The 12,921-nt window shown below is 73.2% G+C and carries 10 protein-coding genes; 6 read left to right on the top strand and 4 right to left on the bottom strand.

Annotation, left to right across the window (positions count from 1 at the left end; genetic code table 11):
- Positions 1-168 precede the first annotated feature (168 nt).
- Entirely contained in the window at positions 169-741 is a 573-nt protein-coding gene (locus ACIF6L_RS08865; RefSeq protein ID WP_352290404.1) for a nucleotidyltransferase family protein, read from the bottom strand.
- Between the two features lie 239 nt (positions 742-980).
- On the opposite strand from ACIF6L_RS08865, the gene moaA reads away from it, so the two are divergent.
- The 3 genes from moaA to ACIF6L_RS08880 all read left to right on the top strand — a co-directional run bounded on the left by moaA (position 981) and on the right by ACIF6L_RS08880 (position 4,595).
- The gene (gene moaA / locus ACIF6L_RS08870; RefSeq protein ID WP_396486797.1) at positions 981-1,976 is read left to right on the top strand and encodes a GTP 3',8-cyclase MoaA; all 996 of its coding nucleotides are present in this window, start codon (positions 981-983) and stop codon (positions 1,974-1,976) included.
- Positions 1,977-2,126: 150 nt separating this feature from the next.
- Positions 2,127-2,879, top strand: a complete 753-nt coding sequence (locus ACIF6L_RS08875) for an HNH endonuclease family protein (protein WP_396486796.1) — start codon at positions 2,127-2,129, stop codon at positions 2,877-2,879.
- Positions 2,880-2,978: 99 nt separating this feature from the next.
- On the top strand, positions 2,979-4,595 hold the full coding sequence (locus tag ACIF6L_RS08880) for an alpha/beta hydrolase (RefSeq protein ID WP_396486795.1): 1,617 nt from the start codon (positions 2,979-2,981) through the stop codon (positions 4,593-4,595).
- Positions 4,596-4,688: 93 nt separating this feature from the next.
- Here ACIF6L_RS08880 and ACIF6L_RS08885 read toward each other — a convergent pair whose 3' ends face one another.
- Both ACIF6L_RS08885 and ACIF6L_RS08890 read right to left on the bottom strand, forming a co-directional pair.
- Positions 4,689-7,148, bottom strand: coding sequence for a glycosyltransferase family 39 protein (locus ACIF6L_RS08885; RefSeq protein ID WP_396486794.1), 2,460 nt, complete (start codon positions 7,146-7,148; stop codon positions 4,689-4,691).
- A 174-nt stretch (positions 7,149-7,322) separates the two neighbouring features.
- On the bottom strand, positions 7,323-8,441 hold the full coding sequence (locus tag ACIF6L_RS08890) for an alpha/beta hydrolase-fold protein (protein ID WP_329487115.1): 1,119 nt from the start codon (positions 8,439-8,441) through the stop codon (positions 7,323-7,325).
- A gap of 168 nt (positions 8,442-8,609) precedes the next feature.
- Here ACIF6L_RS08890 and ACIF6L_RS08895 point away from each other — a divergent pair, with 168 nt between their 5' ends.
- Positions 8,610-9,575, top strand: a complete 966-nt coding sequence (locus tag ACIF6L_RS08895) for a hypothetical protein (protein WP_359802269.1) — start codon at positions 8,610-8,612, stop codon at positions 9,573-9,575.
- A 489-nt stretch (positions 9,576-10,064) separates the two neighbouring features.
- A complete protein-coding gene (locus ACIF6L_RS08900) occupies positions 10,065-11,609 on the top strand; it encodes a putative Ig domain-containing protein (RefSeq protein ID WP_396486793.1) in 1,545 nt (514 codons plus the stop codon).
- A 57-nt stretch (positions 11,610-11,666) separates the two neighbouring features.
- Here ACIF6L_RS08900 and ACIF6L_RS08905 read toward each other — a convergent pair whose 3' ends face one another.
- The gene (locus ACIF6L_RS08905; RefSeq protein ID WP_396486792.1) at positions 11,667-12,170 is read right to left on the bottom strand and encodes a hypothetical protein; all 504 of its coding nucleotides are present in this window, start codon (positions 12,168-12,170) and stop codon (positions 11,667-11,669) included.
- A gap of 280 nt (positions 12,171-12,450) precedes the next feature.
- Here ACIF6L_RS08905 and ACIF6L_RS08910 point away from each other — a divergent pair, with 280 nt between their 5' ends.
- Positions 12,451-12,858 carry a hypothetical protein gene (locus tag ACIF6L_RS08910; protein ID WP_396486791.1) on the top strand — a complete coding sequence of 136 codons (408 nt, stop codon included), beginning with the start codon at positions 12,451-12,453 and terminating at the stop codon, positions 12,856-12,858.
- Positions 12,859-12,921: the final 63 nt, after the last annotated feature.

Genomic DNA, 12,921 nt, shown 5'->3' on the forward strand with positions numbered 1-12,921 from the left:
AATCGAGGGGAAGGACGTGTCCCATGCTCCCCGAAACGCGGGGGCCGCGGCGCGGAATGGGGCAATCCTCAGGGACAGATCAGGGGTGTGCGGTCGATCCCTCGTCGGGGAGGAGGAGCCCGCCCCACCCCGTGGGGGGACCGGCCGCCGGTCCGGACCGGGAGAGGATCACCCCGTCGTCCAACGGGCGAGGTCGGCGGGGGTGTCCAGGTCGTCGGGGACGGCGATGTCGGCGCACTCGACGAGCGTGATCCCGTCGGCGTGCGCCGCCAGCAGAGCCCGCGCGCCGGAGTCGCCGGTGGCGCCCGCCGCAGCCTCGGCGAAGTGCCGGGCGCCGATCAGGACGGGGTGCCCGCGCCGCCCCGCGTAGGCCGCCGCCGCCAGCTCGGCGCCGGCCCGGTGGGCGGCGAGCAGCCGGGCCACCGCCGCCGGGGTGACACCGGGGGTGTCCACCAGCATCACCAGGACGGCCGAGGCCTCCGGCGCCAGGGCGGCCAGCCCGGCCCGCAGCGAGGAGCCCATCCCGCCGGCCCAGTCCGGATTGGCCACCAGCCGGCAGCCCGGCAGATGGGCGGTGGAGCGGACCCGGTCCCCGGCCGCGCCCAGCACCACCGTCACCGAGGCGCAGCCGCCGGCCCGGACCACCCCCGCCGCGTGCTCGACCAGCGGCCGGCCCCGGTACCGGATCAGCGCCTTCGGCCGGCCGCCGAGCCGCCGCCCGCCCCCGGCGGCCAGCACCAGGGCGGCGACCGGCCGATCACCACCCGTCCGGCGGCTGGTCCCCGTCGGGCCACTGTTCCCCGTCCGGCCGCTGGTCCCCGTGCTGTCGCGCATGGACCCAGCCTGCCCGTCCGGGGTGCCCCGGCGCAGCCGTAGGAAGCCACAGTTGGACGAACGCACAAGGAGGACCCGCAGGTCGGGGCCGCTCCCCGGTGGTTCGGCCGCTGGTATCCCGGCCCGGCTGCCCCTGTACTGGGCCGATGAACACCGCACCGCGCCCGCTGTCGGACCGCTTCGGCAGGGTCCACACCGACCTGCGGGTCTCCCTCACCGACCGCTGCAACCTGCGCTGCACCTACTGCATGCCGGCCGAGGGCCTGAACTGGCTGCCGAAGGCCGAGGTGCTGAGCGACGACGAGGTGGTCCGGCTGGTGCGGATCGCCGCCGGGCGGCTGGGCATCGGCTCCGTCCGGCTGACCGGGGGTGAGCCGCTGCTGCGCCGCGGCCTGCCCGACCTGGTCCGGCGGATCATCGCCCTCGGCCCCGAGGTCTCGCTGACCACCAACGGCATCGGCCTGGCCCGCACCGCCGACGCGCTGCACCGGGCCGGCCTGCACCGGGTGAACGTCAGCCTGGACACCCTGCGCCCCGAGCGGTACGCGGCGATCACCCGCCGGGACCGGCTCGCCGACGTCCTCGCCGGCCTGGCCGCCGCGCAGGCCGCCGGGCTCGCGCCGGTGAAGGTCAACGCGGTGCCGGTGCGCGGGGTCAACGACGACGAGATCCTCGACCTGGTGGAGTTCGCCGCCGAGCACGGCTACCGGATGCGGTTCATCGAGTCCATGCCGCTGGACGCGCAGGGCGCCTGGGACCGGGCGACGATGGTCACCGTCGACGAGATCCTCGCCGTCCTCGGCACCCGGTGGGACCTCGTCCCGGTCGGCCGGCACGGGAACGCGCCGGCCGAGGAGTGGCGGATCGCCGGCACCGGCACCGTGGTCGGCGTGATCGCGTCCGTCACCCGCCCGTTCTGCGGCGGTTGCGACCGCGTCCGCCTCACCGCCGACGGCCAGTTGCGCAACTGCCTGTTCGCCACCGAGGAGTCCGACCTGCGGGCACTGCTGCGCGGCGGCGCGGACGACGACCGGATCGAGGCCGCCTGGCGGGCCACCATCGGGCGCAAGGGCCCCGGCCACGCGATCAATTCGGCCGACTTCGTCCAGCCGGACCGGCCGATGTCCGCGATCGGGGGCTGAGCCCGGCGGGAGGAGGCGGGGCGGGGCCCGGGCGGGCGCCGGGTGTGAGCTTCGACATGCTCGAACGCTCCGTGCCGCGCCGCCTTGACGGCCCGTGGGGCGACTGGTCTGCTGGGGCGCCGTCAGCCACCCCCCAGTCCGGGAGTCCCCGTGCCCGCCCGCCGCACCGCCCTGCTCGCCGCCGTCGCCTTCCTGATATCCACGCCGGCGCTGGCCGGTTGCACCGGGGGTGCCGGGAAGCCGGCCACCGAGGCGGCCGGACCCGCCGGCGCGGGCACCAGCCCGCTGCAGAACCCCGACGGCACCAGGCCCGGCCTGGCGCCGCTGACCACGCCCGAGGAACGGAAGGCCGGCCGCGACATCATCGCCAATGTCGCCACCGCCGCCGCCGGACCCAAGGACGGCTACGACCGCGACGAGTTCGGCCCGGCCTGGACGGACAACGTCGACGGCGTCCCGGGCGGCCACAACAACTGCGACACCCGCAACGACCTGCTGGCCCGGGACGGCCGCTCGGTCGAGCGCAAGGACGGTTCGGCCTGCACCGTCACCGCCATGACCATCGACGACCCGTACACCGGGAAGACCGTCCGGTGGAGCAAACAGCAGGCCTCGAAGATCCAGATCGACCATGTGATGCCGCTGTCCTACGACTGGCAGATGGGCGCGTCGACGTGGGACAAGGCCAAGCGCGTGCAGATCGCCAACGATCCGCTCAACCTCGTCCCGGCCGACGGCTCGCAGAACGCCTCCAAGGGCGACTCCGGTCCGGCCGCCTGGCTCCCGGCCAACACCGCCGTCCGCTGCTCGTACGCGGTGCGCTTCGCCCAGGTCTCGCTGAAGTACCGACTGCCCGTCACCGAGGCGGACAAGAAGGCCATGCTCCAGCAGTGCGGCGGTTGAGGAAACGTTCCGTCACGCTTTGCCCCCCTTCGCCGTCCGCCGGTCGATCACGAGATGACCGGTGTGACGGTCAGGTGATATTCGTGTGCGGTGCATTCGATGATCACCCGGTTCTCCCGGCGCGCCCTGCCCGCGGCCGTCGCCGCCGCCCTCCTGGCCGGCTGCGCCGGCTCGGGCGGATCCACCGCCACCGACGCGGCCTCCGGCACGCCGTCACCGGCCGCCGCCCCGGCCACGCCCAGCGCGTCGCCGACCACCCCGCCCACGCCGACGCCCAGGCCCACCGGCGCGGCCGACCCGGCACTCAAGCCCTTCTACGGCCAGCAGATCGCCTGGACGCCCTGCGCCGACGACCCGAAGACCGCCAAGGTCGACGAGTCGGTGCTGCAGTGCGGCTCGCTCAACGTCCCGCTGGACTACGCCCATCCGGCCGGCGACCCGCTGGCCGTGGCCGTCGTCCGGGTCCCCGTCGCCAGGCAGGACCAGCGGCTCGGCTCCCTGCTGGTCAACCCCGGCGGGCCCGGCGGCTCCGGCGTCGGCATGGTCAAGGCCGCCCCCGCGCAGTTCGACGGCCCGATGCACGACCGCTTCGACGTGGTCGGCTTCGACCCGCGCGGCGTCGGTCTGACCACGCCGCTGAACTGCCTGGACGACAAGGCCCGCGACGAGTGGCTCGCCACCGACACCGCGGGCGACGACCACGGCAAGGTGCTCGCCGACGCCTGCCAGGCCAAGTTCGCCAAGCTGCTGCCGTTCATCGGCACCCGCGACACCGCCCGCGACATGGACGTCCTGCGCGCCGCGCTGGGCGACCAGAAGCTCAACTACTTCGGCATGTCCTACGGCACCTACCTCGGCAGCCTCTACGCCGAGGAGTTCCCCGACCGGGTCGGGCGGCTGGTGCTGGACGGTGCGGTCGACCCGTCCGTGCCGCTGGCCCAGCACAACATCGTGCAGTACGCGGGGTTCGAGCGCTCGCTGCGGCTCTTCGCCGCGTACTGCGCGAAGCAGGACCAGTGCCCGCTCGGCAAGGACCCGGCCAAGGCGGCCGACAAGCTCGCGGAGTTCCTCGACGGGCTCAAGGCGAAGCCGCTCACCACCACGAGCGGGTGCGCCCTCACCGCCAACGCCGCCTGGGCCGGCGTGCTCGACAGCCTCTACGGCGACGAGAAGACCTGGGACGCGCTGCGCAACGACCTCGGCTGGGCCATGGTCCGGAGCAAGGGCGACAACCTGCTCGCCCGCGCGGACGGCGCCTACGGCCGTGACGAGAAGGGCCACTACGGAGTCTCCGCCGACGCCTACACCGCCATCCACTGCGCCGACGGCGCGACCGCCGTCCCGACCGGCGAGGCCCTCCAGGCCGCGTACGCCGACCTGGCGGCGAAGGCCCCGCTGATCACCCGGCACGAGCCGAGCCTGGCGCTGTTCGACCCCGACTGCCGTACCTGGCCGTTCCGTTCCGCCGAGCAGCCGCACCCGATCGTCTCGAAGAGCGAGGCCCCGATCGTGGTGGTCGGCTCGACCGGTGACGCGGCGACGCCCTACGCCTCGGCCGAGAAGCTCGCCGCCCAGCTCGGCAACGCCGTCCTGCTCACCCGCGAGGGCGAGGGCCACATCGGCTACGGGCGGAGCACGTGCGTCCGGGCCGCGGTCGACGCCTTCCTGACGGACGGCACCGCGCCGGCCGCCGGAACGCGCTGCCCGACCGACTGATCGGCGCCGAACGACGACGGAGGGGACGCACCGCCGCCGGGCGGTGCGTCCCCTCCGTCGTTCTCCCGCGGCTCCCGGCTCAGGGGGTGCGGCTCAGGGGGCGGGCGTCTGCGTCAGGTCGTAGAACGTGGCGCCGCCCACCGTCTTCGCGGTGAAGTGGCTCGCCACCCAGGTCTCGATCTGGGCGGTCTGCGACTCCTGGGCGCCGCCGTCGGCACCGGCGGTCGGACCGGCGGTCGCGGCGGGATCGGTGCTGGTGCCGGTCCCGGTGCCCGTGCCCGTCCTGGTGCCCGTGCCCGTCCCGGGGCCGGCCGTCCGGCGGGAGCCGCCGCTGATGAACCAGTGCACCTTGCCCTCCCGGACGTACTGCCGGAAGGCGTCCAGGCCGAGCGACGGGTCGGTGCCGTTGAAGCCGCCGAGGGCCATCACCGGTTCGCCCGAGGCGAGTTGGTAGCTGGCGGCGGTCTGCGAGCCGCCGGTCGCGGCGGCCCAGGTGTAGCGGTCGGCGTCCTGCCGGAGCAGGGCGGCGGCCTCGTCGCTCACGGTGGCGCCGTTCAGCAGCCCGCCGATGCCGCCGGGGGCGCCGCCGGCCATTCCGCCACCGCCGAAGCCACCCGTGCCGCCGAAGCCGCCGGCTGCGCCGCGTCCGGTGCGGCCGCCGCCCGTTCCGCCGGTGCCCGTCCCGTCGCCGCCCGCGCCGCCCGCGCCGTTCGCGGCGCCGCCGGGCAGCTGCCCGGGCGCGCCGCCCTGACCGGGCGAGCCCTGCTGCCCGTTGAGGAAGAACCGGCCGTCGCCGCCGGGCGGCATCCCGCGCATCCCGCCCGGGCCCATTCCCCGCCCGCCCGCGACCGCCGGACCGGCCGTCACGATCGAGCCGGTGTGCGGCGTGTCCACGGTGTCCACCGCGTACGCCGCCGGACCGCCCAGCGCCGCCGCCAGACCCACCAGCCCGACCGTCGTGGCGAGTCGGGCCGCCAGCCGCCCGGCCAGCAGCAGCGCCGCCCCGGCGGCGAGCCCGCCGACCAGGACCGCCCAGCGCAGCCACGGCAGGAAGTCCGCGCTGCGCCCGAGCAGGACGTACGCCCAGACCGCCGTGACCGCCAGCGTGGCGCCCAGCACCGCGGCGTAGGGCAGCCGGTGCCGGACCCGCCAGAGGCCGTCGACGCCCATGCCGACCAGCGCCGCGACCGCCGGGGCCAGCGCCACCGTGTAGTACTGGTGGAAGATGCCGGACATGAAGCTGAAGGTCAGCGCGGTGCAGACCAGCCAGCCGCCCCAGACCAGGAAGGCCGCCCGGGCGGTGTCGGTGCGGGCGTAGCGGCGGGTCGCCCAGAGCCCGAGCAGCAGCAGGATCAGCGCGGCCGGCATCAGCCAGGCGATCTGCCCGCCGATGTCGCCGTCGAACAGCCGGGTGATGCCGGTCTCGCCCCAGCCGCCGCCGCCCATCGCGCGGCCGCCGCCGGGCGGTGCCTCGGCCCCGCCCATCAGCCGGGCGCCACCGCCGCCGACACTGCCGGTCTCGTCGCCGTTGAGCCGGCCGAAGCCGTTGTAGCCGAAGGTGAGCGAGAGGAAGCTGTTGTCCTGCGAGCCGCCGATGTACGGGCGGGCCGAGGCCGGCACCAGCTCGACCACCGCCACCCACCAGCCGCCCGCCACCACCATGGCCAGGCCGGCGGCCAGCAGTTGCCGCACCCGCCGCCAGAGCCCGGTCGGCGCGACCACCAGGTAGACCAGCGCGAACGCGGGCAGCACGAGGAAGGCCTGGAGCGTCTTGGTGAGGAAGGCCAGCCCGAACATCACCCCGGTGAACACCAGCCACCGGGTACCGGCCGCCTCGGTGGCCCGCAGCAGGCCGTACGCGGCCAGCGTGAGCAGCAGCACCAGCAGCGCGTCCGGGTTGTTGAACCGGAACATCAGCGCCGCCACCGGAGTCAGCGCCAGCGCACCCCCGGCCAGCAGGCCGCCGAGCGGCGAGAACCGGCGGCGCACCGTCGCGTACAGGGTGGCCACCGTGGCGACCGCCATCAGCGCCTGCGGGGCCAGCACCGACCAGGAGGAGAGGCCGAAGACGCGGGCGGAGAGCGCCATCGGCCAGAGCGCGAGCGGCGGCTTGTCTACGGTGATGAAGTTCCCGGCGTCCGAGGAGCCGTAGAAGAAGGCCTTCCAGCTCTGGCTGCCCGCCTGGGCGGCCGCCGAGTAGAAGGAGTTGGCCCAGCCGGAGGCGCTCAGGCCCCAGAGGTAGAGGACGGCGGTGGCGGCCAGCAGCGCCAGCAGCGCGGGGCGCACCCAGCGCGGGTCGTCGGCGCGGCCGCGCCAGGACCGGGCCGCCAGGGTGCGCAGCCGGCCGGCCCAGGACGCCGGGCCCTTGGGACCGGCGGCGGGTGGCGGGCACGGCGGGAAGAGCGCCTCGGCCGGCGCGGGGGCGGGAGCCGCTCCGGGGACGGGGGCGGGGCCGGGGAGCCCGGGGGCCGGCTGCGGCACCTCCGGCGGCGGATAGTTCGCGGCCTCCGGCCACGGTTCGCCGGCCGGAGGGGAGAAGCTGGTCGTGGTCATGGACGCTACGCTCGGCCGCCCGGCTGAGAGGACCGTGAGACCGGGCTGTGAGCCGTCTCTAATCCTGCCGCGGCCGCCGCGGCCGCCGCGTGCGCACGCCCCCGGCGGCCGCGGCGGGCCGGTGCGCGGCGGCCGTGCGGTGGGGAGTGCGCGGCGGGGTGTGCGCGGCGGGTGCTACGCGGCCTGGGGCATCGTCAGGTGCTTGCCCAGCCACTCCATCGCCGGCGGGATCTCCCGCGTCCAGGTGTGGAAGTTGTGGCCGCCGGTGTCCAGGGTGATCGTGGAGAGCTTGGTCGGCGCCTTGAACGCCTTCACCATGTCCTGGGTGGCGGCGTAGTTGTTCTCGTCGTGGGCGGTGGCCAGCAGCAGCGAGACCGGCGCGGCCGGCTGGTTCTGCAGCCGCCACAGCAGGTCGTTCTCCTGCTTCAGCCGGCTGTCGCCGCCGAAGAGGTCACCGGTGGTCTCGTCGATCGGCGCGGTGTAGTAGCCGGAGAGGGAGACGGCGGCCCGGTAGGCGTCCGGCTTGCGCAGCGCGAACTTCAGCGCGCAGTAGCCGCCGGTGGAGTTGCCGATCACGGCCCGGTTGGCCGGGTCGGTGCCGATCCGGTAGGTGGTGCCGAGCGCCTTGGGCAGGTCGCTGGTGAAGAAGGTCTCCACCTGCGGGCCGTTCGGGACGTCCACGCACTCGGTGTCCCGGTTGTTGACGAGGGTCGGCCGCATCATCACCAGGATGGTCGGCGGGAGCTTCTTCTGGTCGATCGCCTCCAGCGCGGAGGCCGGGTACTGCATCAGCGAGATCAGCTTCTCGGGGGTGCCGGGGTAGCCGGCCAGGACCAGGGCCATCGGGAACTTCTGCTGCGCGAAGTCGGGCTGGAAGTACTGCGGCGGCAGGTAGACGAACCCGTCGGTGCTCAGGCCGCTGCCCGCTCCTTTGACGGAGACCTTGTGGATCAGGCCGACCCGCTCCGGGTTGGAGCCCTGCTGGGCGTAGAACTTCTGCTCGCCGGTGATGGCGACGGAGGCGTTCGGCTGGTGGTCGACCACCGTGCCCGGCCCGCCGTTGGTGCCCAGGAGGTCGGTCCAGGAGCTGTAGAAGCCGAAGTAGCCGTTGGCGATCAGCCCCATCGCGACCAGCACCGAGATCTGGGTGGCGAGGAAGGCGCCGATCCGCCCGAGCCAGGCCTGCCAGCCGCGCCCGCCGAATCTCGGCCAGAGCCACATCGTGGCGGCGAAGACGCCGATCGCGAGGAGGGACGCGATGATCTGGAGGGGGAGTCCCGTAAGCCTGAGCACGTGACCGATCGTAGTTGACGGGCGGTGGCGTCCCGTGCGCCCCTCTCTGCGCCCCGCCTGCGCCTCAACACGCCTCTTGTGCGCCCTGTTGACCGCGTGACAAAGGCTCGGGATCATGTCCGCGGGGAATGCACGGAGCGTGCATGAGAGATCACCGGGGGAGCGGGCATGAAGTCCTTCGTCAAGGTCGGCCTGGCGGCCGGCACAACGCTGCTGCTGGCGGCGTGCTCCAGTGGAGGGTCCGGAGGGGCGGACTCCTTCGGCCTGGGCCCGGGCAAGAGCGCCCCGGCGTCGGCGAGCGCCAGTGCGAGCCCCAGCCCGACACCCACCCCGACCCCGACGCCGACCAAGCCGCCGTACGGGCCGGTCCTGGTGAGCTACATCGACCCGGTCAGCGCCGCGCTCGGCAAGCTCAACGCCTCCGCCGGTCTGGACGCCTTCGCCACCACGCTCCAGGAGGCGGCCACTGCCGCGTCCTCGGCCGGCAGCGGCCTGGGCCTCGCGGGCGAGCCGGCGGCCGTCAGCACGGCGCGGCGCCAGCTGGTGACGGCGCTCGGCCAGCTCTCCACCGACCTGACCAAGGTCCGCAGCGACATCAAGGCGAAGAACCTCTGCGCCACCACCTCGGCCTTCGCCCAGGTCGGCCTCTCCGAGGGCCTCAAGGCGGTGCCCCCCGCCCTCGCCCAGATGGCCGCCGCCGGGTATCCCACCACCTTCAACGTCCCGCAGACCCCGCAGCTCCAGACCCGGTCGCTGGAGAGCGGCACCATGGTCCGCTCGGGTCGCCTCAAGGGCGAGGGCGTCCTCAACGTCGACAACGGCGGCAGCTCCGACGCGGTGGTCTCGCTCGCCCAGAACGGCAAGTCGATCCACTCGGTCTACGTCGGCAAGGGGAAGAAGGCGTCCATCGAGGGTGTCGAGGACGGCACCTACGACGTCTACTTCGCCGGCGGCGTCGACTGGGACCCGACGCTGAAGGCGTTCACCCAGAGCTGCGACTTCAGCAAGTTCGACGACAGCATGGCCTTCGAGACCGGTCGCACCTACACCTCGTGGTCCATCACCCTCCAGCCGGCGGTCGGCGGCAACGCCAAGACCAGCGACGTGGACGAGGACACCTTCCCGCAGCCGTAGCGGAAGAAGTACCCGTGGCGCCGTCGGCCGATCCGGCCGGCGGCGTTGTCCTGCGTGGGGCGCCGTCCCGTGTCGCGGACGACGCGCGCCAGGGCGGCGAGCGGTGTGCCGACGAGGACGGGCAGATCCAGGTGCAGGTGGTGCCGGCGGGGGCGGGCAGGTCCCGGGTGGGCCTCGGAATCTGCGACACCTGACGGTTCACCCGGTGGCACCGGTCCTGCCGTCGCACCGCCGGGCAGGCTCGCGGGTGGCGCCGCGGACATGTGGTGCACATCTCGAACCTGCCTCCCGGGTAGCAGGTTTGGGGCGGGGCGCGTGCTGCGACCTCGGGTGATGGGGCCTAGGGCGGCGAAGGCCGTGGCAGCGGCGCGGAATCGGTGGCGCGAGTTCTGTCGGCATGGTTGACCCATTGAGGTGGTCATGGCACTTTCGTGCGGCGCGGGCGTCCGCGACCGGTCGTACGCCCCGCAATCCCCCACAAGGAGAAGCATGTTCAAGAGACTTGCCGCCCTCGTCGGCGCAAGCGCCGTCGTCGCGGGTGGGCTGACCCTCGCCGCCACCCCCGCCCAGGCGGTCCAGGCCGGCGATCTGACGTCCACCATCGCGCTGAGCAACTGCTCGGCCTCGCTGGTCCGTTACCCCTCGTCGGTGGACACCGACCGGGCCCTGATGCTCACCAACGGCCACTGCCTGCCGACGATGCCGGCGGCCGGACAGGTCGTCCAGAACCAGAGCGCCAGCCGCAGCGGCACGCTGCTCGGCTCCTCGGGCAACTCGCTCGGCACCGTCCAGGCGGACAAGGTCCTCTACGCGACCATGACCGGCACCGACGTCGCCCTGTACCAGCTGACCGACACCTTCGCGTCCATCACCTCGAAGTTCAGCGCCACGGCGCTGACGATCAGTGACACGCACCCGGCCGACGGCTCGGCGATGTACATACCCTCGTCGTACTGGAAGCAGGTGTGGAACTGCTCGGTCAACGGGTTCGTCGACACGCTGCGCGAGGACGAGTGGACCTGGCACGACTCGCTGCGCTACAGTGCGGGCTGCAACACCACGCACGGCACGTCCGGTTCGCCGATCGTCGACGCCGCCACGAAGAAGGTCGTCGGCATCAACAACACCGGCAACGACGACGGCCAGATGTGCACCCTCAACAACCCGTGCGAGGTGGCGGCCGACGGCACCACCAAGGCCACCAAGGGCCAGAGCTACGGCCAGGAGACGTACTGGTTCACCACCTGCCTCGGCGCCGGCCGGGTCATCGACCTCAACGTCAGCGGCTGCCTGCTCACCAAGCCGGCCGGCACCAGCGTCTCGGTGACCAACCCGGGCAGCCAGAGCACCGCGCTGAACGGCTCGGTCAACCTGCAGATCTCGGCCTCCGGCGGCACCGCCCCGCTGACCTTCACGGCCACCGGCCTGCCGACCGGCCTGTCGATCAGCTCCAGCGGCAAGATCACCGGCACCGCCACGGCCGCGGGCACCTACAACGTGACCGTGACCGCGAAGGACGCCGCCAACAAGACCGGCACCGCCGCCTTCACCTGGACCGTCTCCGGCGGTGGTGGCGGCACCTGCACCCCGGCGCAGCTGCTCGGCAACGCGGGCTTCGAGACCGGCAGCGCCGCGCCCTGGACGGCGTCCAGCGGTGTCGTGGACAACAGCGCCTCGCAGGCCGCGCACGGCGGTTCGTGGAAGTCCTGGCTGAACGGCTACGGCTCAGCCCACTCGGACAACCTCTCGCAGGCGGTGGCCGTCCCGGCCGGCTGCAAGGCGTCGCTGAGCTTCTACCTGCACATCGACACGGCGGAGACCGGCTCGACGGCGTACGACAAGCTGACCGTCTCGGTGAACGGCACCGCGCTGAAGACCTACTCCAACGTGGACGCGGCGGCCGGCTACCAGCTGCGGACCTTCGACCTCTCGTCCTACGCGGGTCAGACGGTCACCGTGAAGTTCGCGGGCACCGAGGACGCCTCGCTGCAGACCAGCTTCGTGATCGACGACACGGCGCTGCAGACCAGCTGACGCCTGCGCCGTAGTCCCCTCGGCCGCCCGGTCCCCGACCGGGCGGCCGTTCGCGGGTCAGAACAGCCGGTGCCCCTTCACCCAGACGCTGCGCCTGCCGTTGGCGCCCACCAGCCGGAACTTGTTGATGCCGGGGTAGGACCAGCCGACCCGGAAGAAGCTCAGCCCGAAGACGAACGCGAGGAAGGCCCACAGGAACAGGAGGCCGAAGCCGTCCGTCGCGTCCGGGTCGTTCTCGTCCACGGTCTGCCCGCCCAGCTGGACCAGCATCGGAACGACGACCGCCAGCGAGAGCAGCAGCACCGCCCCCACCACCAGGTAGATCCACCGCTTCCGGCGCGCCGTGGGGCGGCTCTCGACCCTGGCGCAGAACGCCCGCCGGCACCGGTCGCAGGTGAACGACGCCACCGCGCTGCCCTGTTGAGGGCGCTTGCGGTCCTCGCCCGAGATGATGCCGATGCTCCAGTTGACCCTCGTGGCGGTGAACCCGGCCTCGACGCTCACCCGGCACCCCAGCGCGATCGAGTACCGCTCCTCGATCGACGGATTCCTGACTCCCATACGTCCCCCCTGCCGCCGCCCGCGCCCGCCGCGGGTGAGCCAGGGTACCGCCCGACGCCGGTTGCGGGGGTCGGATTGCCGCCCAAGTTCCTTGTTTTGCAGACGCGTTGGCCTGGCCGGTCGGCGTAGGCCGTCTCGCCTTCGAGGGCGTCGACCCGGGCTCGGTCGTCGCGGAACGCCCCGGGGCAGTCCGGGTGCGAGTGTGAGGCCGTCGGTGCGCGCCTTGATTCTGGGAATGGCGTCATCCGTATGCAGATGTCTCACGGGCGAGCCTCAAGAAGTGCTCAACTGTCTGACGGGTCCGCCGAAGCCGTGCCAGGCTTTCGAATCATTGGTCCGGGGCTGGGAGTTCTCGTCCGAACTGACCAGCGATGTGATCACGCCCTTGCAGGGGTCGGGTTGGCGTGGACCGGCGGCCGAGCAGGCGGCCGGCGCCATCACGAAGGTCCGCAACGAGATCGACGCGGCGTTCGAGGAAGCCGGCGCAATCGCCCGGGCCCTGCGCGACGCGCACGCCGAACTCTTCGGCGCACAAGTCGACTTGATGATGGCAATCCATTCGGCCGTCGGCCGGGGGATGGCAGTGGACGACGACACCGGGGCGGCGGAGCCCAACCGGACGGGTATCAGATCCTCCACGAACATCCTGCGGTCCGGAACCTACGACTCCGCATGTCGTACCCGGTGAACGGCTTCATCGACAGCATCGCGGAGAGCTATCACATCGAGGCGCACCCGGGTGACGACGCGG

Origin of the sequence: Kitasatospora sp. NPDC086009 (assembly GCF_044540385.1) — a bacterium.
Lineage (GTDB): Bacteria > Actinomycetota > Actinomycetes > Streptomycetales > Streptomycetaceae > Kitasatospora.

Coding starts and splice junctions, on each gene's coding strand:
- ACIF6L_RS08895 (WP_359802269.1), top strand. CDS start 8,610: ATGAAGTCCTTCGTCAAGGTCGGCCTGGCGGCCGGCACAACGCTGCTG.
- ACIF6L_RS08885 (WP_396486794.1), bottom strand. CDS start 7,148: ATGACCACGACCAGCTTCTCCCCTCCGGCCGGCGAACCGTGGCCGGAG.
- ACIF6L_RS08900 (WP_396486793.1), top strand. CDS start 10,065: ATGTTCAAGAGACTTGCCGCCCTCGTCGGCGCAAGCGCCGTCGTCGCG.
- ACIF6L_RS08880 (WP_396486795.1), top strand. CDS start 2,979: ATGATCACCCGGTTCTCCCGGCGCGCCCTGCCCGCGGCCGTCGCCGCC.
- ACIF6L_RS08905 (WP_396486792.1), bottom strand. CDS start 12,170: ATGGGAGTCAGGAATCCGTCGATCGAGGAGCGGTACTCGATCGCGCTG.
- moaA (WP_396486797.1), top strand. CDS start 981: ATGAACACCGCACCGCGCCCGCTGTCGGACCGCTTCGGCAGGGTCCAC.